At 62.8% G+C, this 21,124-nt stretch carries 15 protein-coding genes; 11 read left to right on the top strand and 4 right to left on the bottom strand.

The window, feature by feature from the left end; genetic code table 11:
- Window positions 1–228: 228 nt before the first annotated feature.
- Complete coding sequence (locus MTP16_RS12655) at window positions 229–2,328, bottom strand: M13 family metallopeptidase (RefSeq protein ID WP_243509060.1); 2,100 nt, start codon at window positions 2,326–2,328, stop codon at window positions 229–231.
- A gap of 239 nt (window positions 2,329–2,567) precedes the next feature.
- Window positions 2,568–4,625, bottom strand: a complete 2,058-nt coding sequence (locus tag MTP16_RS12650) for a M13 family metallopeptidase (RefSeq protein ID WP_243509057.1) — start codon at window positions 4,623–4,625, stop codon at window positions 2,568–2,570.
- Window positions 4,626–4,863: 238 nt separating this feature from the next.
- Between MTP16_RS12650 and xseA the strand changes: the two genes are divergently transcribed.
- From xseA to MTP16_RS12620, 6 genes are all read left to right on the top strand, one after another.
- Window positions 4,864–6,231 (top strand): exodeoxyribonuclease VII large subunit, encoded by a 1,368-nt coding sequence (gene xseA, locus MTP16_RS12645; protein WP_243509054.1) that lies wholly within the window; start codon window positions 4,864–4,866, stop codon window positions 6,229–6,231.
- 51 nt (window positions 6,232–6,282) lie between these two features.
- Window positions 6,283–6,573, top strand: a complete 291-nt coding sequence (gene xseB / locus MTP16_RS12640; RefSeq protein ID WP_243509051.1) for an exodeoxyribonuclease VII small subunit — start codon at window positions 6,283–6,285, stop codon at window positions 6,571–6,573.
- Window positions 6,574–6,726: 153 nt separating this feature from the next.
- On the top strand, window positions 6,727–6,987 hold the full coding sequence (locus tag MTP16_RS12635; RefSeq protein WP_243509048.1) for a hypothetical protein: 261 nt from the start codon (window positions 6,727–6,729) through the stop codon (window positions 6,985–6,987).
- 22 nt (window positions 6,988–7,009) lie between these two features.
- A complete protein-coding gene (locus MTP16_RS12630) occupies window positions 7,010–7,708 on the top strand; it encodes a hypothetical protein (protein ID WP_243509045.1) in 699 nt (232 codons plus the stop codon).
- A 223-nt stretch (window positions 7,709–7,931) separates the two neighbouring features.
- Window positions 7,932–8,708, top strand: a complete 777-nt coding sequence (locus MTP16_RS12625) for a sensor histidine kinase (RefSeq protein ID WP_243509042.1) — start codon at window positions 7,932–7,934, stop codon at window positions 8,706–8,708.
- Entirely contained in the window at window positions 8,705–9,118 is a 414-nt protein-coding gene (locus MTP16_RS12620) for a response regulator (protein WP_243509039.1), read from the top strand. Before MTP16_RS12625 ends, MTP16_RS12620 begins: the two co-directional genes overlap by 4 nt.
- An 89-nt stretch (window positions 9,119–9,207) precedes the next feature.
- Here the strand turns inward: MTP16_RS12620 and MTP16_RS12615 are convergent, their stop codons facing one another.
- On the bottom strand, window positions 9,208–11,940 hold the full coding sequence (locus tag MTP16_RS12615; protein WP_243509037.1) for a TonB-dependent receptor: 2,733 nt from the start codon (window positions 11,938–11,940) through the stop codon (window positions 9,208–9,210).
- Window positions 11,941–12,164: 224 nt separating this feature from the next.
- On the opposite strand from MTP16_RS12615, the gene MTP16_RS12610 reads away from it, so the two are divergent.
- Window positions 12,165–13,625, top strand: a complete 1,461-nt coding sequence (locus MTP16_RS12610; RefSeq protein WP_243509033.1) for a hypothetical protein — start codon at window positions 12,165–12,167, stop codon at window positions 13,623–13,625.
- A gap of 3 nt (window positions 13,626–13,628) precedes the next feature.
- Here the strand turns inward: MTP16_RS12610 and MTP16_RS12605 are convergent, their stop codons facing one another.
- Complete coding sequence (locus MTP16_RS12605) at window positions 13,629–13,979, bottom strand: MGMT family protein (protein ID WP_243509031.1); 351 nt, start codon at window positions 13,977–13,979, stop codon at window positions 13,629–13,631.
- 199 nt (window positions 13,980–14,178) lie between these two features.
- On the opposite strand from MTP16_RS12605, the gene MTP16_RS12600 reads away from it, so the two are divergent.
- The 4 genes from MTP16_RS12600 (at window position 14,179) to MTP16_RS12585 (ending at window position 21,080) form a co-directional block, all read left to right on the top strand.
- Window positions 14,179–15,399 carry an efflux RND transporter periplasmic adaptor subunit gene (locus tag MTP16_RS12600; protein ID WP_243509026.1) on the top strand — a complete coding sequence of 407 codons (1,221 nt, stop codon included), beginning with the start codon at window positions 14,179–14,181 and terminating at the stop codon, window positions 15,397–15,399.
- 126 nt (window positions 15,400–15,525) lie between these two features.
- Entirely contained in the window at window positions 15,526–18,633 is a 3,108-nt protein-coding gene (locus MTP16_RS12595) for an efflux RND transporter permease subunit (RefSeq protein WP_243509023.1), read from the top strand.
- A 180-nt stretch (window positions 18,634–18,813) separates the two neighbouring features.
- Window positions 18,814–20,202, top strand: a complete 1,389-nt coding sequence (locus MTP16_RS12590) for a TolC family protein (protein WP_243509019.1) — start codon at window positions 18,814–18,816, stop codon at window positions 20,200–20,202.
- Window positions 20,202–21,080: an EamA family transporter gene (locus tag MTP16_RS12585; RefSeq protein WP_243509016.1), complete on the top strand. Its 879-nt coding sequence runs from the start codon at window positions 20,202–20,204 to the stop codon at window positions 21,078–21,080. The genes MTP16_RS12590 and MTP16_RS12585 overlap by 1 nt, the downstream gene beginning before the upstream one ends.
- Window positions 21,081–21,124: the final 44 nt, after the last annotated feature.

Genomic DNA, 21,124 nt, shown 5'->3' with positions numbered 1-21,124 from the left:
CCTCATTATTCGCTCGATTACCAGACAACGGGCATTGGAAGAGCTGCAAAACGCATCAGCAAACGCACCCGTCCGGCACACGAAAGCAGGCCGTTTGCTTGAGCGAAAAACCTCATTGCAGCAGTAAGAGCCCATTAAAAAGGCCCGCCCCCAGGGGGAGCGGACCTTCTCGTATCGGGCGCGGAAACAGTTTCCCGTGCGTGATTCAGGAGTGGCTATGCAAACGCCTTACCAGATTTTGGCGCGGTTACTGGCCGAACGCACCATCTTGTCGCCGTCCTTACACTGAAAGGCCTTGTGAAACTCCGGGAAGTTCTGCAGCGGCCCGATGGTGCGGTAGTGGCCCGGCGAGTGCGGGTCGGTTTGCACCTGCTGGCGCAGGGCCTCGGGGCGCTGGTTCACGCGCCAGATTTGGGCGTAGCTCAGGAAAAAGCGCTGCTCCGGCGTGAAGCCGTCAATCATTTTGCCGGCCTTGGCCTGGGGCGTCTTCATGAAGGCCTGGTAGGCAATGGTCAGGCCGCCGAGGTCGGCCAGGTTCTCGCCCATCGTCAGCTTGCCGTTCACGTGCACCGAGTCCAGCGGCGTGAAGGCGTCGTACTGCTTGCCCACCACGTCGGCCTTGGCCATGAATTTCTCGCCGTCTTCCTTGGTCCACCAGTCGCGCAGGTTGCCTTGCGAATCCACCTTGCGGCCCTGGTCGTCGAAGCCGTGGGTCATTTCGTGGCCAATCACGGCGCCGATGCCGCCGTAGTTCACCGCGTCATCCGCCTTGGGGTCGTAGAACGGCGGCTGCAGGATGCCGGCCGGGAACACAATCTCGTTCAGCGAGGGGTTGTAGTAGGCGTTCACCGTGGGCGGCGTCATGCCCCACACCGCGCGGTCCACGGGCTGGCCAAACTTGCTCAGGTTGTCCATGGTGTTGAACTCAGCCACGGCAAACAGGTTGTTCAGGGCGCTTTCGCGGCTGATGTTCAGCTTGGAGTAGTCCTTCCACTTGTCGGGGTAGCCAATTTTCACCACAAAGGCGTTGAGCTTGGTGAGGGCCTCCTTTTTGGTGGCGGCGCTCATCCACTCGGTGGCCTGAATGCGCTCGGCGTAGGCCTGGCGCATGTTTTCCACCATGGCCTTGGCGCGTGCCTTGGCCGCGGGGCTGAAGTCCTGGTCGACATAAATCTGGCCGAAAGCTTCGCCCAGGGCGCCATCAGTAGCGGCAAAGGCACGTTTCCAGCGGGCCTGGGGCACCTTAGCGCCCGTGAGCACCTGCGTGAGGCGGAAGTTCTCGTCTACGTAGGCCTTGGGCAGGGCCGACGACACGCCCTCCACCAGGTGGAAGCGCAGGTACTGCTTTTGGTCGGCAATGGGCTCCTCCTTAATCATTACGTTGGCCTCCTTCAGGTAGTCGGGCTGGCCCACAATGATTTCCTTGGCCCCGCTCAGGCCACTTTCCTTCAGGCGCAGCGGAATGTCGAGGTTGGGGTAGGCGGCGGCCACCTGGGCCACGGTCATCTTGTTGTAGTTGCTTTCGCGGTCGCGCAGGGCCACCCGGTCGCGGCTGGCGCGGGCCATGCGCGTTTCGAGGCGCGTCACGGCGTCGGCGTTGCGCTCGGCCGTGGCCTGGTCGTCGCCCAGCAGCTTAAAGGTGTTCACCTGGTAGGTGCGGTAGGCGGCCCGAATAGCTTTCGAGCGGGCATCGTCTTTCAGGTAGTAGTCGCGGTCAGGCAGGGTGAGGCCGCCCTGGCGCATCTGCACGGCGTATACGTTGCTGTTCTTGGCGTCCTGGCCCACACCCAGGCCGTACCAGCCCTTGCCCAGGTTGCGCGGGTCTGCGAGGTAGCGCTGAATGCCAGCCACGTCCTGAATGGCGTTAATCTTGTCGAGGCGCGGCTGCAGGTACTTCAGGCCTGCCTTTTCCACCGCCACGCTGTCGAGGGCGGCAGCGTAGAAGTCGCCCACTTTCTGGGCGTTCGAGCCGGGCTTGGCCGTGCGGTCGGCGGCCACCTTTTCCAGGATGCCGTGCACCACGTCGCGGTTGCGGTTGCGCAGCTGATTGAAGCCGCCCCAGGAAGTTTCGGACTCCGGAATGGGGTTGTTTTTCATCCAGGTGCCGTTGGCAAACTGGAAGAAGTCGTCGCAGGGTGGCACCGAGCGGTCAAGGTTGGCCAGGGTGATGCCCACGCCTGACTGACCCGAGGTGCTCACCGTCGTTTTGGTCTTGCCCGCGCTTGACTTGGTCTTGATTTTTTGGTCCTGGGCGTGGGCCGCGCCGGCCGCCAGCCCCAGCACCGCCGCCGACAAAGCCGCCCGGTGCAAAAAAGAAATGTGAGTCATGTGGAAACGAAAAGTGGGAATTAGTTAGAATGTGCAAGTTACAACCGCATTCTCGTGCAAAAAATGCAAAGCATTAAGCAGAACAATGCGATTTTGGCAATCTACAGTCACAAAAAAAGAACGTCATGCTGAGCAAAATCGCCGCATCTCTGCCGTTTTACTAAAATGAATTAGTAGCCCGGTAGAACTGCTTCGACTTTGCTTGGCATGACGTTCCAACGTCTGCGTTCAGCCCTGACCTACCAGATTTTCGAGCGGTCGGCGGCGGCGCGCATCATCTTGTTGCCGTCCTGGCAGCCAAAGGCTTTGAAGAATTCCGGCATGTTCATGAGCGGGCCGTTGGTGCGGTACATGGCCGGCGAGTGCGGGTCGGTCTGCACCTGCTGGCGGATGTACTCGTCGCGGGTGTTGGTGCGCCAAATCTGGCCGTAAGCCAGGAAGAAGCGCTGCTCCGGCGTGAAGCCGTCAATTTTCTGGCCGGCCTTGGCCTGCGGGGTCTTTTCAAAAGCCTGATAGGCAATGGTCAGACCACCGAGGTCGGCCAGGTTTTCGCCCATCGTCAGCTTGCCGTTCACGTGCACTGAGTCCAGCGGCGAGAAAGCGTCGTACTGCTTGCCCACAATGGCCGCCTTGGCGTTGAACTTGTCGGCATCTTCCTTGGTCCACCAGTCGCGCAGGTTGCCCTTGGAGTCGTACTGGCGGCCTTGGTCGTCGAAGCCGTGGGTCATTTCGTGGCCAATCACCGCGCCGATGCCGCCGTAGTTCACCGCGTCATCCGCCTTGGGGTCGAAGAACGGAGGCTGCAGGATGCCGGCCGGGAACACAATCTCGTTCATCGGCGGGTTGTAGTAGGCGTTCACCGTGGGCGGCGTCATGCCCCACTCGTTGCGGTCAATCGGCTTGCCGAACTTGCTTACCTCCTCGCGGTTGGCCCATTCCTGGGCAGCAAACAGGTTGTTGAGGTAGCTTTCGCGGCTCACGTTCAGGCTCGAATAGTCCTTCCACTTGTCGGGGTAGCCAATTTTCACCACAAAGGCGTTGAGCTTGGTGAGGGCCTCCTTTTTGGTGGCGGCGCTCATCCAGTCGGTGGCCTGAATGCGCTCGGCGTAGGCTTTGCGCAGGTTCTCAATCATTTCCTTGGCGCGGGCCTTGGCAGCGGGCGTGAAGGCCTTGTCCACGTAGAGTTGGCCGAAGGCCTCGCCCAGGGCGCGGTCCGTCGAGCCCAGCATGCGCTTCCAGCGGGGCTGCTGCTTCTTGGCGCCGCTCAGCACCTTGCTGAAGTTGAAGGCTTCGTCGCCGTAGGCTTTAGGCAGGGCCGAAGTCACGCTGCTCACCAGGTGCCAGCGCAGGTACTGCTTCTGGTCGGCCAGGGGCTCGTCCTTCAACATCACGCTCACTTCCTTCATGAAATCGGGCTGGCCCACAATCACTTCCTTCGCTGCGCCCAGGCCTTCGGCTTTCAGCATCATGGGTAGGGCCAGGTTGGGGTAGGCGGCGTTGGCCTGGGCCACCGTCATCTTGTTGTAGTTGGCGTAGGGGTCGCGCAGGTCCACGCGGCTCTTGCTGGCCTTGGCCAGGCGCGTTTCGATGCGGGTAACAGCGGCGGCGTTTTTCTCGGCCGTGGCCTGGTCGTCGCCCAGCATCTTGAAAATGTTGACCTGGTAAGTCTGGTAGGCGTTGCGAATAGCTTTGCTGCGCGCGTCGTCCTTCAGGTAGTAGTCGCGGTCGGGCAGCGAGAGGCCGCCCTGGCCCAGGTAAATGGCGTACTGGGTGCTGATTTTTTCATCTTGCCCCACGCCTGAGCCAAACCATACGCTGCCCACGTGGCTTTTCGGGTCGGCCAGCAGCTTTTGCTCGTCGGCTAGGCTGTTGATGGCCATGATGCGGTCGAGGTGCGGCTTGAGGTACTTCAGGCCGGCCGCGTCAATAGCGGCCGAGTCCATGGCCGAAGCGTAGAAGTCGCCCACCTTCTGGGCATTCGAGCCTTTGGGCTCTTTGGCGGCATTCTTAGCCGCTTGGTCCAGGATGGCGCGCAGGGTGGCGTTGTTGTTATTGGCCAGCTCGTTGAACGAGCCCCAGCGCGACTCAGCGGCCGGAATTGGGTTGTTTTTCAACCAGTTGCCCGAAGCGTAGTGAAAGAAGTCCTCGCAGGGCTTCACCGACGGGTCGATGTTGGCGATGTTGATGCCGACGCCTTTCTGCGCCGAAGCAGTTTGGGCCGAAGCGCTGGTGGCTACCAGGCTGCCGAGGCCAAGCACGGCCAGGCCAAGCCGCCGCGCAATCAAATTTGCAATCATGAATGATGAGTGGGATGAATAAATGATGCCGTGAAGTTAGGGACGCGCAGGCAGAACCGGGGTTGCACTGGTATTCTCTCCCACTAGAAACGTCTGTTATCCTGAGCGCAGCGAAGGACCTTATCACAGCTGCACTGTTTGCCCTATCGTGAGAAAGTCCTTCGCTGCGCTCAGAATGACACCATCGCCCGCGCTTCATTTTCTGCCAGCCCCCTTCCTCGCCCGTAACTTGCGCCTTATGCCTCTCTACAACCGTCGCCCCGAGCTTCCTCTTTTCGCCCCGCCTCCGCCGCTGGGGCTGGCCGAGCTGCTGGGCCGCGTGCGCCAGGTGCTGCAGCAGCAGCTGGCCGACTCCTACTGGGTGGTGGCCGAGGTGGCCGAAATTACGGTGCCCCGCTTTGCCGGCGCCCACTGCTACCTCACCCTCACCGAGCAGGGCACCGACAGCCGCGGCATGCCCATGAAGGCCCAGGCCCGCGCCACGCTCTGGAGCCAGCGCTACCAGCAGCTGGCGCCGGCTTTTGAGCGCGCCACCGGCCAGACGCTACGCCCCGGCCTCAAGCTGCTGCTGCGGGTGCAGGTGCGCTTCCACGAACAGTACGGCCTGAGCCTCGACGTGGTGGCCATCGACCCAAGCTACACCGTAGGGGAACTGGCTTTGCAGCGCCTGAACACGCTGCGCCAGCTCGAAGAAAAAGGCTTGCTTGAACGCCAGAAGCAGCTGCCGCTGCCGCTGGCGCCGCAACGGCTGGCCGTCATCTCCTCCCCCACCGCCGCGGGCTTTCAGGACTTCGTGCAGCAGCTGGACGAGGCGCCGTACGACTTCGCCCTCACGCTGTTTCCGGCCATGATGCAGGGCGACGACGCGCCGGCCAGCATCCGGGCGGCGCTCGACGGGGTGCGCGCCCGGCGACGGCAGTTCGATGCCGTGGTGATTATCAGGGGCGGCGGCAGCCGCACCGACCTGCTGGCCTTTGACGAATATGGCCTGGCAGCGGCCGTGGGCGCCTTTCCGCTGCCGGTGCTCACGGGCATCGGCCACGAGCGCGACGAAGCCGTGGTAGACCTCACCGCCCACCGCGCCCTCAAAACGCCCACCGCCGTGGCCGCGTTTCTGGTTGAGCGCCTGGCCCGGCTCGAAGCGGCCATCCTGGGCTTGGGCGAACAAATCATCAACACGGCCCGCCAGCAGCTCAGCCAGCGCCACGCCCGCCTCGACCAGCTCAGCGGGCAGAGCCGCTACGCGGCCCACCGCCAGCTCGACGGCGCCCGCGACGCTCTGCGGGCCCGCACCCGCCAGGCCGCCACCGGCCCGCGCGAGCAGCTGCGCCAGTTGGGGCAGGACCTGGAGCGTTTCCGGCACCTGCTGCCCCGGGCCGCGCGCCAGCGGCTGGCCCACGAGCACCGCGGCCTGCGCCAGCGGGGCCGCGTGCTGCTCAAGCGCTTTGCCCGCCACCACCAGCACCGCCGCGAAACCCTGCTACACCGCCGCTACCAGCTGCAGCTGGCCCTGGAGCGGCGCTTGCACCGCGCCGAGCTGCGGCTTTGTCAGCTAGCTGTTCACAGTAAGCAGTCAACCGTTAGCCCACGCACTCCCAACCATTAAATCGATAACATTCACTGTTCATTGCTCACTGAGCAATGCTCCCTGTTAAAAATGACCTACCGCGAAGCCATTGAAGAACTGGAAACCATTTTGCGTGCCCTCGAAACCGACTCCGTGGATGTCGACGACCTCACGGCCCGCGTCGAACGCTCGGCCGAGCTCATTCGCTTGTGCCGCCGCAAGCTGCGCCATGCCGAAGAGTCCTTAGACCGCGTGTTTGATACCCTTGACGATGAAGACGATGCCGACGACCAAGCGGGAGAAGAAACCGAGGAGGAATTTGAAGGCGACGACGAGGACGACCACGACCACCTGAGCGGCGGCCCAGGCCGCGCTTGGTGATTTTTCTATTTAAGAATTTTTTTATTCGAACAAGACTCTATATTTGGCCCAAGCATCCAAACTAAACTTTTTTTTGTTCAATTTAAAATTAATCTTTTTATGCCATTTAACGGTAGTGAAGGCAACGAAATTGCACTGCCCCAAGCAGCTGCCATGACCAAGGCTTACCGAGATGCCAACCCCGGCAAGACCCAAAGCATCTTTTTGGGTAACAGCATATTGCACAAGCTCCTTGAGCAGCCTGACACGCAAGGCATTCGTTTTTATTATGCACTCGACGGGGAGACGACCCGCCTGGTGGCAGTGAGCGCCGACAAAAACGAAAACGACCTTATCGGCGAAGGTTTCCTCGTGGCCGATGATGGCTCGTGTGGCCCGCCGCATTCGGGCATGGCCGACGTCCTCAATAGCTAACTCTTAGCCTTCGCTCTTTGCCATGAGTCCCGAGCAACTGAATGCGTGTAGCAAACTCCTACAATATACAAATCAGGTCAGCATCATCATTCCCATGACGGTGGTGTGGCGGCGGCGGAAACACTTCAGCCCGGCCGTAAAACTGCTGAGCAACTACGTGTATCTGTCGGCTTTGTGCTCGTTTGGCGCCAGCATTTTGTATCCCTCGGTTTTTGCGACCAATTACTGGTTTCTGGCCGGATTCAATTTCGGCAAGATTCTACTGTTTGGGGCCGTCTACTATTCCGTGCTGGAATCGGCGCCGTTGCGGCGGGCGGTAATGGGTATTACGATGGTGGCGGCGGTGTGCGTGCTGGCAGTGTTTAGCTACAGCACATACGCAGGCGTCACCTGTGCCCGGCTGAGCCAATGCGCGGTACTGGCAGGTTTCGCCATGCTGTACCTGGAGCAAACCCTCAGTCAATCAACCTCCTGGCGGGCCAGCCGCGACCCCATCTGGCTGGTTAGCGTTGGCCAGTTGTTGTACTCGGCTGGCACGGCCACTGCTTTCAGCTTCGACTACTTTTCCGTAACCATCTACGACCAAACCCCCAAGGGTTTGGTCGCTGCCACGCTGGGGCTGGTATTTAACGGATTCCTGACGCTCGCCTTCCGACGCGCCAAGCGTACGGCGGCGGATACCACACGGCCGCAGCCCGTCACTCGGCTAGCTTCGCTCTAAGGGCAGCGGGCAGACGCCGCGGCACCTTTTGCTGCGGTGCCGGGGCCAAGCTTTTTCTGTTCCATTGCAACCCGGTCGTTGGCACCTGCGCTACTAATCCCGAAATCCGTTCGGCGTCTGACGGTTCGGCGGCTTTTTTCTACTACTTTGCGCTTCCAGCTCGCTTCAGAGCTCTCATGTGAATTCCATTTTACCGTTGTTGCTACTTACTCCTACATTACTCTTGCTCGTACTCGGGCTGGTGTGGTTCGTGGTACGCTACCAACGGGGGCAGTTGCGCCAGCAGCAAGAGCTGGCGCAACTGCAGGAAGCCGCCCAGCAGCAGGCCCTGGCTGCTGCGCTGGTGGCCCAGGAAGATGAGCGCCAGCGCATTGCCGGCGAGCTGCACGACGGCGTGGGCACCATCTTGGCGCTGGCCAAGCTGCACTTGTTTGCCCCGGGCAGCCCGCCCGCGCCCGAAGCCAGCGCCCTGATAGACCAGGCCGTGGCCGAGGTGCGCCGCATCTCGCGCAACCTGCAGCCGGCCACCCTGCAACAGCTGGGCCTGGCCCAGGCCTTGCGCGCGCTGGTGCAGGCCGTGCCGCCCGACCACGGCCCCGAGGTGCGCCTGGAACAGGAAGGCCAGCTGGGCCGCCTTATTCCGCCGCACGAGCTGATGGTGTACCGCATTGCACAAGAGCTGCTTACCAACGGTCTGGTGCACGCCCAGGCGCGGCACATCCTGCTGCGGGTGGGGGCTACGCCCGGGCTGCTCACCCTCACCTACTCCGACGACGGCCGCGGCTTCGACCTGGCGGCGCTGGAAGAACTGCCCCCGCCCGGCCCCCACGGCCAGCCCGTGGGCATGGGCCTCATCAATTTGCGCAGCCGCGTGGCCGTGCTCGGCGGCCAGCTGCATTATCATTCCGAACCGGGCGCCGGCACGCGCGTCGAGGCCATTTTGCCCGTGACGCTGCTGCCCGCCGGCACCCCCACCCCCACTTTTACGCTTAACTCATGAACTCTCCCTCTGCATCCGCGGCCGGGGCCGGTACCGTACGGCTAGCCATCGTCGACGACCACATCCTGTTTCGCAAAGGCCTGCGCGCCTTGCTCAGCGGCTACGCGGGCATCGAGGTGGTGTGCGAAGCCGGCAACGGCCAGGAGCTGCTCGAGCTCCTCGACCAGGGCAGCCGCCCCAACGTGGTGCTCATGGACATGCAAATGCCCATCCTCGACGGCCTGCAAACCACTCGCCTGCTGCGCACGCAGTTCCCGAACGTGCGCGTGGTCATCATTTCCATGCACGACGACCCCTCCTTGGTGAGCACCGTGCTGGCCGAAGGCGCCCACAGCTACCTCGTCAAAAACACCTCGCCCGAAGAAATGCGCAGCGCCGTACTGGCTGCCGCGGCGGCGGGAAATCGGTAAAAACGCCAGGGCATAAACGAGGAAGGGGACGTTCGACGGCAAAAAGCCATTGAACGTCCCCTTCCTCGTTTACGCCCTGGCGTTTTTACCTACAGCGTAGCCGAGAGGCCGATGGTGAAGGTCCGGCCGCGGTTGAAGTAGCCTTTCAGGCCGCGCGGGTCGGTCACGCTGGTGCTGGCGCCAATCGGAATGTCGGTGATGAAGTACTGGTCGAGCACGTTCAGGACGGAGCCTTTGATGCCCAGGCGCAGGCGGTCGTGGGCAATGGCCGGCAGGTCGTAGCCCAGGTGCAGGTCGAGGTTTTGCGAGGTGGGCACGCGGTAGGAATCGGTGCGGCTCGACTCGCTCACGAGGCCGTTGGGGTTGAAGGCGGCGTAGTACTTGGTGAACAGCAGGTACGAAGGACGGATGTAGAAGCGCTTGAAGGGCTCGTAGCGCAGCCCCAGCTGGAACTGGTTCTGGGCGGCGTCGCCCACGTGCACGCCGTCGAGGTAGATGGGGTTGTCCTCGTAGCCGGGCACGACGTTGTTGTTGGCGTCGATGACGGTGTAGCGGCCATCGCCGGCCCAGCGCCAGTCGCCGAGCGAAATGGCGGCGTTGAGCTGCAGGCTGCGGCTGATTTCCTGGGCCACGCTCAGTTCGATGCCCACGTGGCGGGCGTTCACGTTGCGGAAGGTATAAAACACGCTGGAGTTGCTGTTGCCGGTGGGGTCGGTGCCGGCGTAGGAGCTGCTTTTGTTGCTCCACAGCGTGTAGTAGGCGTTCAAAGTGGCCTTCAGCGAAGGGTAGGTGATGCCGTAGCCCACCTCAAACGAGGTGATGCCTTCATTGCGCACGTCCTTGAACTGGCCGCCGCTGCGGGTGTACACAAAGCTGAAGAACGGCACCTTGGAGTTGTAGCCGGTATTGAAGAAAATGTTGTCGTGCTCGGTGAGGTTATAGTTGGCCCCGGCCTTCACACTGTAGCCGTTGAAGTTACTCCAGCCGGTTTCCACGGTGCGGCCGTCGGCGTTGGTGTAGGCGGTGCCGTTCACCATGGTGGGCGCACCATAGGGCACCGACACGTCGGTGCCGTTCACGGTCACCACGCGGGCCCCGAAGTAGTCGATGAGCTTGTAGCGAATCTGCGACATGGTGCCGCTGACCACCGCCGAGAGCAGCGGCGTTTTGTATTCGAGCTGGCCGTAGCCGCCCAGCCAATCGGTGCGGCCGTCGTAGTTGTAGCCCAGCTTGTCGCCCACGTAGAGGCGGGTGTTGGGGTCCACGTTGCGGTTGCCGGGGTTGGTCACGTAGTCGCCGCCCAGCAGGTCGCGCACTTCGCGGTAGTGGTAGCCGGTGTAGGTGCGGCCGTCGAGGCCGGCCGAAAGCGTGAGCGTGGGCTTGAGCAGGTAGTCGCCGCCCACCACGAAGCCGTACCAGCGGTGGCTGTTCACGCTGTTCACCAGAATCTGGGTCGAGCGCTTGGTGGGGCTGTTGAAGTTGTCGTCGTAGATTTTCTGCAGGTCTTTCTGGCCCGTGGCGTTGCTCTCGGTGAGGCTGGTGCCGGTGTTGCCGTTGAGGCCGCCCACGCCGCCGCCGTTGCCGAAGGACGCATACACCACGCTCGACAGGAAAAACCGGTCGTTTACCTGCCAGAAGTCATTGAGGCTGATTTGGGGCTTGTGGTAGTAGTTGGCGGCGGTGTTGATGTCTTCCGGGCCTTGGTAAATCCGGTTCTTGTTGGCATCGAGGGTGTAGCGGTTGAGCGTGCCCCAGTCGGTGTTGTAGTCGAAGCCCCGGTCGCCGCCCGCTACCGGTGTGGCACCCAGCTCACGGGCCTTGGCGTTGGAGTAGGTGCCCAGGAAGTTGTAGGTGAAGCGTTGGCCGTGGCGCTGGGGCGAGCCCATGCCGGTGAGCGAAAGGTTGTGGCTGCCGAGGCGCTTGCTGATGTTGCCAAAGTAAGTCCAGGCATCGTCGAAGGCGTGGCTCACCCAGCCGTCGCTGGTGCGGCGCGAGCCGTAGGCGGTGACGGCCCAGTCGCCCGGCAGGTTGCCGCTGCTGAGCATGAGCGAGTACTTGCGGTAGTTGTTCGAGCCGGTTTCGACGCGGGCCAGGGCGCTGCGCTTGTCGTCGAAGCCCTTGGTGAGGATGTTGATGGTGCCGCCCACAGCGGGCACTGCAATTTTGGAAGCCGACAAGCCGCGCTGCACCTGCAACGACTTGGTGACGTCGCCCAGGTCCCAGTTGCTCCAGAACACCTGGCCGTTTTCCATGTCGTTCACGGGCACGCCGTTCACCAGCGTGGCCACGTTGCGCTGGTCGAAGCCGCGGATGGTGATGCGCGAGTCGCCGGCGCCGCCGCCCGAGCCCTGCGTGGCATACACGCCGGGCGTCTCGTTGAGAATCATGGGCAGGTCGCGGCCGGCGAGGGTTTCGCGCAGCTTCACTTCGTTCACGGCCGAGAAGGCCACCGGCGTTTCGCGCTCCTGGGCCTGGCTGGCCACCACCTGAACTTCCTCCAGGCTGGCGTTGTCGGAGCTGAGGGAGAAGGTGACCACCACGCTTTGGGTGGAAATCTTCACGGTTTGGGTGTTGGGTTTATAGCCAATGAAGCTGGCCTGCACGGTGTAGGTGCCGGCCGGCAGGCTGCCGATTTTGTAGCCGCCGTCAGTATCGGCGCCGGCGCCGGTGTTCTGGCCGTTGCCCGACACTTGCACGGTGGCGCCGGGCAGGGTTTCGCCCGTCACTTTGTCGAGCACGCGCCCCCGGATGGAAAACGTGTTCTGAGCCAGCGCCGGCAGGGTTAGCAGCACGGCAAACAGAGCAGTAATAAAGTGCTTCATATCTAATAAAAGACCCGCCGACACATGCCGGGGGCTACAAATATACTGCACAGCCGGGGCTGGCTGCGGGACAAGGGGTTTAAGCTTAAATGAAAAATTGCCGGCATAAGCCGGCAACTGGCTCTGCCCGACCGGGCGGATTCGCTGCGGCGCCTTTTTTTTAGGCCAGTGGAAGTCAGTAGTTTTGGCCAATGAGCCATTACTTTTTTCCTCTCTACTCCTTCATGCCTGCCAGACAATGGCGGGCCGTGCGCGGGCTCGTGCTGCTGCTGGCCTGGGGCGCGGCCGTACCGGCCACGGCACAAGACGACCATTCGACCCCGCACGCCAAGCCCTACTTCCTCGACCTGAGCACGCAAACCCTCAGCCTGCCGGCGCGCACCTTATATGTAGAGCAGGTAGTGGACGGACGCGCCGGCCGCCCCGCCATCGGCATGATTTACCGGGGCATGCACGACAAGCAAGCCCCCGTCCTGTTTCGCCAAAGCCTGGAGGCTGAGCTTGGCGCCTGGCTGCAACAGCAGCTTCCCAAGCGCCCCACCGACCACGCGGTGGTGCTGTGCGTGCGCCAGCTGGGGGTGACCGAGACCGTGCGCGGCACGGCAAAGGGCGCCATTGCCAGCGCCAACCTGGTGGCCGATATCTACGCCCACCGGCCCGATGGCTACCACTTTGTGCGCACCGTGGCCGACCAGGCCAGCGACCGGGGCATCGGCGACAACGGCAACCACGCCCAGCACCTGGCCGCGGTGCTGCAAAGCAGCCTGAGCCAGGTGCTGGCCACGGACTGGGCGCGGCCCCAGCCAGCCCGTAGCCTGGCCCAGCTGGTCGCGGACAAGCCTCAGGGCATGGCCCGGCCTGCCATTTTGCGGGCGGCCGCGCCGCGCCGGGGCCTGTATTTCAGCCTGGGGCAATTTTTGGCCAATGAGCCCGACACTACCGCCGAGATGCGCATCGACACCGTGGGGGCGCACGGCGTGACCATGCTGCTGGAGCCGGACATGCCCTCCGGCAAAAGCTCGGAGTGGAAGGGGACCACCGTGCTGCGCGGCCGCATGCGCACCTCCCAAGGCGACCGGATTCCGGCCAAAGAAGTGTGGGGCTTTTCGGATGGCCGCCAGGCCTATTTCCGCCAGATAAACTACTACCGCCCCCTCACCCGGCAAGGCGACTTCTACACCTTTGTGGGCGCCGCGCCGCTGGATGTGACGGCTGCCAACCGCCGCGCCGCGAACAACGCGTCGCGGGCGGCCATGGCCAGCGGCTACTACGACAACGGCCCGGACGGCAATACAGGCCAGCCCATTGTGTATTCGCTTGACTTGCGCACCGGCCAGGCCGTCCCCTTCCCCGCGCCCGGCCAGGTAGTGAAGCGCGACACCGCCTTTGTATATGTGTACCGCCCGCTCGGTGGCGCTCCCGAGCCCCAGCGCGTGTTGCTGAATGACCACCAGATAGGGAAGTTGCGACCGGGCGAATCCCTGGAGATTCCCTGGCCGCATTTCGGGCGCGCCATGCGCATCGGGATGGGCACCGCGGGCGGCCCGGCCTTGCTGCTGGCGCCCAGCACCACCACGGCCACCTACATTCGGCTATGGCCCACATCGGCCTTCACGCCGTGGCAGCTCATGCCGGCCCGCCAGGGCGAGGCTGAAGTAGATGCCTTGGAGAAACGGCGCCAGTAGCCGCTACGCCAGCTCCACGCTGGGGTCCCAGAACAGCTTAGCGAAATCGACCACCCGGTCTTCCTCCACCCGAATGCCTTCGGCTTCGAGGGCTTCCTGCATGGCGAAGGGGGTAGCGTAGTGCAGGCGGCCGGTGAGGTGGCCCAAGCGGTTGAGCACGCGGTGGGCGGGCACGTACTGGTCGGCGGTATGGGCGGCCATCATAGCGTAGCCCACGGTGCGGGCGCCGTGGCGGGCGCCCAGGTAGTGGGCAATGGCACCGTAGCTGGTGACGCGGCCCGGCGGCACGAGGCGCACCACCTCGTGCACGTCCTGAAAGAAATTGCGGGGCTCAGCGGGGGCGTCAGGCTTCATCGGGGCGAAGGTAGTCTTGGTCAGGGTGATGCCGTTCTACGTCTATTTATCGGGCAGTGGCGCAACTCTGCGGCCGAAATTTGCACTATGTATGCTCGGATTGTCCGGTAGTCTGCCTGCCGGGCGTCCGTTGCCGTATAAGCATTTCCTTCTTTAGTAAGGGCTTCCATTCCTCCGCCGCTCGCGTGTTTTCGCCGCTATGTCCTTAGAAACGCCCACCGCTCCCGCCAAAACCTGGGACACCACAACTACCCCGGCTCCTACCGCCGCCCCGCCTCCTGCTCCTACTCCGGAAACGCCCCCTGAGGGCAAGCGTGGCTGGATAGGCTGGCTGCTGGCGGCCCTGGTTATCGGCGGCATGGCCTGGGCCAAGATGAAATACTTCCCCAGCCCTACGGCCGGTGAGAAAGGCGGTGGCAAAGGCGGCGCGGCCGGCGGTGGCAAGGGCGGCAAGGGTGGTCCCGGCGGCGCAGGCGGGCCCGGCGCCAAGGTGCCCGTGCAGGTGTATGTGGTGGCTGCCACCAAGCTTTCCGACGAAGTGGCCTCCACCGGCTCTATCATCGCCGACGAGTCGGTCACCATTCAGAGCGAGATTTCGGGCAAAATCACCAGCCTCAACATTCAGGAGGGCAAGCCGGTGCGCAAGGGCCAGCTGCTGTTCACCATCAACGCGGCCGACGTGCAGGCGCAGCTACAAAAACAGGAGTACAACATCAAGCTCTACCGCGACCAGGAGGCCCGCCAGCGCACGCTGCTGGCCAAGGAATACATCAGCCGGCAGGAATATGAGCAGTCGCAGAATGCCCTGCTCACGGCCCAAGCCGACCTGGCTGCCCTGCGCGTGACCTTGCAGAAAGCCTACGTGCGGGCCCCGTTCGACGGCATTCTGGGGCTGCGCAACACGTCAATTGGCGCGTATGTGTCGCCGGGCACGGCCATCACCACGCTCTCGCGGGTGTCGCCGGTGAAGATTGATTTCAACGTACCGAGCCGCTTTGCCCAAGCCGTGCGGGTGGGCGACCCGGTGAAGGTGACCGACGAGGCCAGCGCCAAGCAAATCGAGGCCAAAGTCTACGCCATCAACCCGCAGATTGACCCGGTGTCGCGCACGCTGCCGGTGCGAGCCATTTATGCCAACAAAAACAGCGAGCTGCGCCCCGGCGGCTTCGTGAAGGTGAACCTGGAACTGGGCGAAACCAATGAGGCTCTGCAAATTCCGACCGAGGCCGTGGTGCCGGTAGCCAGCGGCTACACGGTGTTCACGGTGAAAAACGGCAAGGCCAAAGTTCAGCCCGTCAACATCGGCGTGCGCTCGGATAAGGTGATTCAGATTACCAAGGGCTTGGCCGTGGGCGACACGATTATTCGCACCGGGATTTTGCAGGTGAAGGCCGGTGACCGGGTGAGTATTCAGAAATAAGATAAATCTGTCATCCTGAGCGTAGCGAAGGACCTTATCACTGGCGAACGATTTGTCCAATCGTGATAAGGTCCTTCGCTACGCTCAGGATGACAGGCGGCAATCAGCTATAGAATAAACTAAAACATGAGCCTTTCCTCCGTCAGCATCAACCGGCCGGTGCTCGCCATTGTGATGAGCTTGCTCATTGTGATTTTTGGCGGCATCGGGTTCCGCTCGCTTGCCATCCGCGAGTACCCGAGCGTCGACCCGCCCATCATCACGGTGCAAACCAGCTACACCGGTGCCTCAGCCGACGTGATTCAGAGCCAGATAACTGAGCCGCTGGAAGAAGGCATCAACGGCATTGCGGGTATCCGCAACCTGTCGAGTACCAGCCGCGACGGCGCCAGCACCATCACCGTGGAATTTGACCTTGGTGTGGACCTGGAAGCGGCCGCCAACGACGTGCGCGACAAGGTATCGAGCGCCCAGGGCCGCCTGCCGCGCGACGTGGACCCGCCCACCGTGAGCAAGGCCAATGCCGACTCCTCCCCCATCATCCTGAGCTACCTAAGCTCCTCCTCGCGCACCCTGCTGGAGCTGACTGACTACGCCAACAACGTGCTCAAGGAACGCCTGCAAACCATTCCCGGCGTGAGCGAAATCCGGGTCTGGGGCGAGCGTAAGTACTCCATGCGCCTCTGGCTCGACCCGGTGAAGCTGGCCGCGCTGGGCGTGTCGCCGGTGGACGTGCAGCAGGCCCTGGCCCGCGAAAACGTGGAGCTGCCCAGCGGCGCCGTGCAGGGACAGAGCACTCAGCTCTCGCTGCGCACCATGGGCCGCCTCTCCACGGTGCAGGACTTCAACAACCTGATTATCCGCAATGACCCGACCTCACTGGTGCGGCTGAGCGACGTGGGCTACGCCGAGTTGTACCCCGAAAACGACCAGACCATCCTGCGCCGCAACGGCATCCCGATGGTGGGCATCATGGCCATTCCACAGCCGGGCACCAACCAGATTGCCATCACCGACGAGTTCAACAAGCGGATGAAGCAATACCAGACCGACTTGCCCAAGGACTTGAAGGTCAGCACTGGTTTTGACAACTCGGTGTTTATCCGGGCCTCGATTGCGGAGGTGGAAGACACCATCATTGAGGCGTTTGTGCTGGTGGTGGTCGTGATTTTCCTGTTCCTGCGCGACTGGCGTTCCACCATTATTCCGGTGGTGGCCATTCCGGTGTCGCTCATCGGCATTTTCTTCGTGATGGACTTGATGGGCTTCACCATCAACGTGCTGACCTTGCTGGCCATCGTACTGGCCATCAGCCTGGTGGTAGACGACGCCATTGTGGTGCTGGAGAATATCTACAGCCGCATCGAGGAAGGAGAAAGCCCGCTCGAAGCGGCTAAGAACGGCTCGGAAGAAATTCTGATGGCCGTGATTTCGACCACCATTGTGCTGGCGGCGGTGTTCTTGCCGGTGGTGTTTTTGTCGGGCATCACGGGCAAGCTGTTCCGGGAGTTCGGCATTGTGCTGGCCGGCTCGGTGCTGATTTCAGCCTTCGTGTCGCTCACGCTCACGCCCATGATGTGCTCGAAGCTGCTGAAATCGGGCGGCGAGCACAACTGGCTGTACCGCAAGACCGAACCCTTCTTCCAAAGCCTCACCAACGGCTACCGCAACGCGCTGGTTTCTTTCCTCGACCGTCGCTGGATGGCCTGGGGTTTGGTGGCCCTGACGGGCGTAGGCATCTGGTTTTTCATGAAAACCCTGCCCTCCGAACTGGCCCCGGTGGAAGACCGCAACCGCCTCAGCATCAACGCCACGGCGCCGGAAGGCGCGTCATTCGAATACATGGACGACTACATGAAGACGTTGACCGCTGTGTTGACTGACAGCTCGAAGCAGGACGCCGACAACATCCTGACCGTGACCTCGCCGGGCGGCGGCAGCAGCGGCGGCGCGGCCAACTCGGCCATTGCCCGCGTGTTGCTCAAGGACCCCGAGGAGCGCCCGCACTCGCAGCAGCAGTTGGCCGATATTCTGACGGCCACGGTGAAGAAATACACCGGCGCTCGGGTGTCGGTGTCTCAGGACCAGAGCATTAGCTCAGGGGGCGGGGGCGGCCGGGGCGGTAGCCTGCCGGTGGGCTTCGTGGTGCAAACCCAGGACTTTGAGAAGCTGACGGCCGCCGTGCCCAAGTTTCTGGAAGCCGCACTGGCCGACAAAACTTTCAGCTTTGTGGATGTGAACCTCAAGTTCAACAAGCCCGAGCTGCGCGTGGTGATTGACCGCGAAAAGGCCCAGACTCTGGGCGTGAGTGTGCAGGACATCTCGCAAACCTTGCAGGCCGGCCTCAGCGGGCAGCGCTACGGCTACTTCATCCGCAACGGCAAGCAGTACCAGATTATCGGCCAGGTAGCGCGCGAAAACCGCAACCAGCCGCTCGACGTGCGCACGCTGAACGTGAAAAGCCGCACCGGCAAGCTCGTGCAGCTCGACAACGTGATTACGCTGGTGGAGAAAAGCACGCCGCCGCAGCTTTACCGCTTCAACCGCTACAACGCAGCCACGTTCTCGGCCTCGCTGGCCAAAGGCAAGACGCTGGGCGAAGGCATCGCCGCCATGCAGGCCATTGCCGACAAGCAGCTCGACGACTCTTTCTCGACGGCCCTTACCGGCCAGTCGCGCGACTTTGCCGAAAGCTCCTCCTCGGTGCTCTTTGCCTTCGGTTTGGCCCTGGTGCTCATCTACCTCATTCTGGCCGCGCAGTTCGAGAGCTTCCGCGACCCCGGCATCATCATGGTGACGGTACCGCTGGCCCTCTCGGGCGCGTTGTTCAGCCTCTGGTACTTCAACCAGACCATGAATCTGTTCTCGCAAATCGGCATCATCATGCTGGTGGGCCTGGTGACGAAGAACGGTATTCTCATTGTCGAATTCGCCAACCAAAGCGTGGAAAAAGGCGCCGATTATATGACGGGCCTGATTGAGGGCTCGGCGGCCCGTTTCCGGCCGATTTTGATGACGAGCTTGTGCGCCGTGCTGGGCATCCTGCCCATTGCCATGGCGCAGGGCGCGGGCGCGCTGGGCCGCCGGGCGATGGGCATTGGCGTGGTGGGCGGCCTGCTGTTTGCCACGGGCCTCACGCTGTTTGTGGTGCCGGTGATGTATTCGTATTTCGCCACGGCCAAAAAGCATTCGGCCAAGAAGGCCGCGGCCAAGCCGGAAGCGGTAACGGCATAACTCCCCTCCTTACCAAGGAGGGGACGCTGGCGCGAAGCGGCAGCTGGGGTGGTTGTGGGCGTTGAACAGTTGGCGCACTTGATTCAACTATTCAGACGCCCACAACCACCCCCGTTCGAGCCGTTGGCTCGAACATCCCCTCCTTGGTAAGGAGGGGAGTTTGATGTTCTGACTGTTCTCATGAAATTCCCTTCATTCCTTTTCTTTTCCCTCCTCCCCTTCGCCGCTCTGGCGCAGCAGCAGGTGCCCGCGGCGCGGCCCAACCAACTGGCGCGGCCGGCCACGGTGGCCCCGGCGCCGGGGCTGTCGTTGCAGCAGGCCATTGCCGAGGCGCTGCAGCATAACTACGGCATTCTGCTTTCGCAAAAAGACGTACAGATTGCGGAAAACAACGTGACGCGCGGCAATGCCGGCCAGCTGCCTGTGGTGAACGGCAATCTGACCCGCTCCTTCAACATCAACAACGTGCGGCAGCAGTCGTCGGCGCGGCCCGAGGCCAGCACGGCCAACGCCGCCCGGTCCAACCTGCTCAATACCAACGTGGCCGCTACCTGGACGATTTTCGATGGGCTGGGCATGTTCATTGCCTACGACCGGCTGAAAACCCTGCGCGGCCAGCAGCGGGAAATCACCCGCGCCACCATTGAGGAGACCGTGGAAACCGTGACCAACGCGTACTACGACGTGGTGCGCAACGCTGGCAAAATCAAGTCGTTGGAACAGGCCCTCGAAATCGGGCAGGCCCGCATCGACCTGACCCAGGCGCAGGTGGACGTGGGCGTGAGTGCCAAGGTGGAAGTACTGACGGCCCGCGTGGACTACAACGCCGACCGCAGCCTGCTGCTGCAACAGCAGCAAACGCTGGCCGCCGCCAAAATTAACCTCAACAACCTGCTGGGCAGGGCCTCGCGCGTCAATTTTGAGCCCAGCGACAGCCTGACCGTGACCCGCGACCTGCGCGAAGACGCCGTCATTGCCGGCATCAAGGCCAACAACCCGCGCCTGATGCAGGCGCGCCTCGGCGTGGACGTGGCCAACTACGACCGCAAGCTCGTCACAGCGTCGCGGTTTCCGCAGCTGGGCCTCACCACGGGCTACGGCTTCAACCGTAACATCAATGGCGCTGCTTTCTTTGGCAATCAGCTGGTTACAAATACAGGCCAAACCCTGGGCCTGAATTACGGCTTGGTGGCTTCGGTGCCCATTTTCAACGGGTTCAACCTCCGGAGGCAAGAGCAAAACGCGCGGGTGGTGGAGGAGCAAAGCAAGCTCAGCCTGGCCCAGACCGACTTGCAGCTCGATGCCGACGCGGCCACGGCCTTTGCCCAATACCAGAACTTCCTGCAGCTGCTCGACCTGGAGGAAACCAACATCCAGCTGGCGCGCCAGAACGTGGACATCGCCCTGGAACGCTACCGCCTGGGCCTGCTCACGCCTCTGGCGCTGCGCGAGGCCCAGCGCAACCAGCTCGCCGCCGAAACGCGCCTGCTCGACATACGCTACTCGGCCAAGCAGGCCGAAACCGCGTTGCGCCGGCTGAGCGGCGGCTTGGTGCAAGGGCCTCAGTAATGCAGACTACCACTTCCACACCCCGCTTCACGGTGCCGGCCGTGCCCGCGGTGCTGCTGGCCATTGTGAGCGTGCAGGGCGGGGCTGCCATTGCCAAAGGGCTGTTTCCGGTGCTGGGCGCAGCGGGCACGGCCAGTATGCGCATCGGGTTGTCGGCGCTGGTGCTGCTGGCCGTGGTGCGGCCCCGATTGGGGCAGCTGCGGGCGGCGCAGTGGCGGGCGGTGGTGCCCTACGGCCTGGCCCTGGGCGCCATGAACTTTCTGTTTTACTGCGCCCTGGCGCGCATCCCGCTCGGGCTGGCCGTCACGCTGGAGTTTGTGGGGCCGCTGGGGCTGGCCCTGACGGGTTCGCGGCGGTGGACCGACGTGGTGTGGGCCCTGCTGGCGGCGGGCGGCATCGCCCTCATTGCCCCCTGGAGCGGCGCCGGCCTCGACCTGGCGGGCATGGCCCTGGCCTTGGCAGCGGGCGGCTGCTGGGCTATTTACATTGTGCTGGGCCGGCGCACGGCCGCCGTACTGTCAGGCTCTGAGGCGGTAGCGGTGGGGATGCTATTTGCGGCGTTGCTGGTGCTGCCTTTCGGAACGGCTGGCGGCAGTCTGCTGGCGCTCACGCCGCATCTGTTTCTACTGGGAGCGTTGTTGGCTTTGTTTTCCAGCGTGCTGCCCTTCTCGCTCGAAATGCAGGCCATGAAGACGCTGCCCACGCGCACCTTCAGCATCTTGATGAGCCTGGAGCCGGTGGCGGCAGCCCTCTCAGGCTGGCTGCTGCTGGGCGAGCGGCTTACGCCAGGCCAATGGCTGGCGGTAGGCTTCATTGTGGTGGCCAGCGCGGGGGCTACGCTTTTCGGGGCGAAGCAGCTGGAGGCGCATGGAGAATAACGAAGGCAATGGAGCCAACTGACTCTTACTTGGTAAACAACAAA

The sequence above is a fragment of the Hymenobacter monticola genome, assembly GCF_022811645.1.
In the GTDB taxonomy this organism is placed as follows: Bacteria; Bacteroidota; Bacteroidia; order Cytophagales; family Hymenobacteraceae; genus Hymenobacter; species Hymenobacter monticola.
This window is presented reverse-complemented; position numbering and strand designations above follow the sequence as displayed.

Coding starts and splice junctions, on each gene's coding strand:
- MTP16_RS12655 (WP_243509060.1), bottom strand. CDS start 2,328: ATGACTCACATTTCTTTTTTGCACCGGGCGGCTTTGTCGGCGGCGGTG.
- MTP16_RS12650 (WP_243509057.1), bottom strand. CDS start 4,625: ATGATTGCAAATTTGATTGCGCGGCGGCTTGGCCTGGCCGTGCTTGGC.
- xseA (WP_243509054.1), top strand. CDS start 4,864: ATGCCTCTCTACAACCGTCGCCCCGAGCTTCCTCTTTTCGCCCCGCCT.
- xseB (WP_243509051.1), top strand. CDS start 6,283: ATGACCTACCGCGAAGCCATTGAAGAACTGGAAACCATTTTGCGTGCC.
- MTP16_RS12635 (WP_243509048.1), top strand. CDS start 6,727: ATGACCAAGGCTTACCGAGATGCCAACCCCGGCAAGACCCAAAGCATC.
- MTP16_RS12630 (WP_243509045.1), top strand. CDS start 7,010: ATGAGTCCCGAGCAACTGAATGCGTGTAGCAAACTCCTACAATATACA.
- MTP16_RS12620 (WP_243509039.1), top strand. CDS start 8,705: ATGAACTCTCCCTCTGCATCCGCGGCCGGGGCCGGTACCGTACGGCTA.
- MTP16_RS12615 (WP_243509037.1), bottom strand. CDS start 11,940: ATGAAGCACTTTATTACTGCTCTGTTTGCCGTGCTGCTAACCCTGCCG.
- MTP16_RS12610 (WP_243509033.1), top strand. CDS start 12,165: ATGCCTGCCAGACAATGGCGGGCCGTGCGCGGGCTCGTGCTGCTGCTG.
- MTP16_RS12605 (WP_243509031.1), bottom strand. CDS start 13,979: ATGAAGCCTGACGCCCCCGCTGAGCCCCGCAATTTCTTTCAGGACGTG.
- MTP16_RS12600 (WP_243509026.1), top strand. CDS start 14,179: ATGTCCTTAGAAACGCCCACCGCTCCCGCCAAAACCTGGGACACCACA.
- MTP16_RS12595 (WP_243509023.1), top strand. CDS start 15,526: ATGAGCCTTTCCTCCGTCAGCATCAACCGGCCGGTGCTCGCCATTGTG.
- MTP16_RS12590 (WP_243509019.1), top strand. CDS start 18,814: ATGAAATTCCCTTCATTCCTTTTCTTTTCCCTCCTCCCCTTCGCCGCT.
- MTP16_RS12585 (WP_243509016.1), top strand. CDS start 20,202: ATGCAGACTACCACTTCCACACCCCGCTTCACGGTGCCGGCCGTGCCC.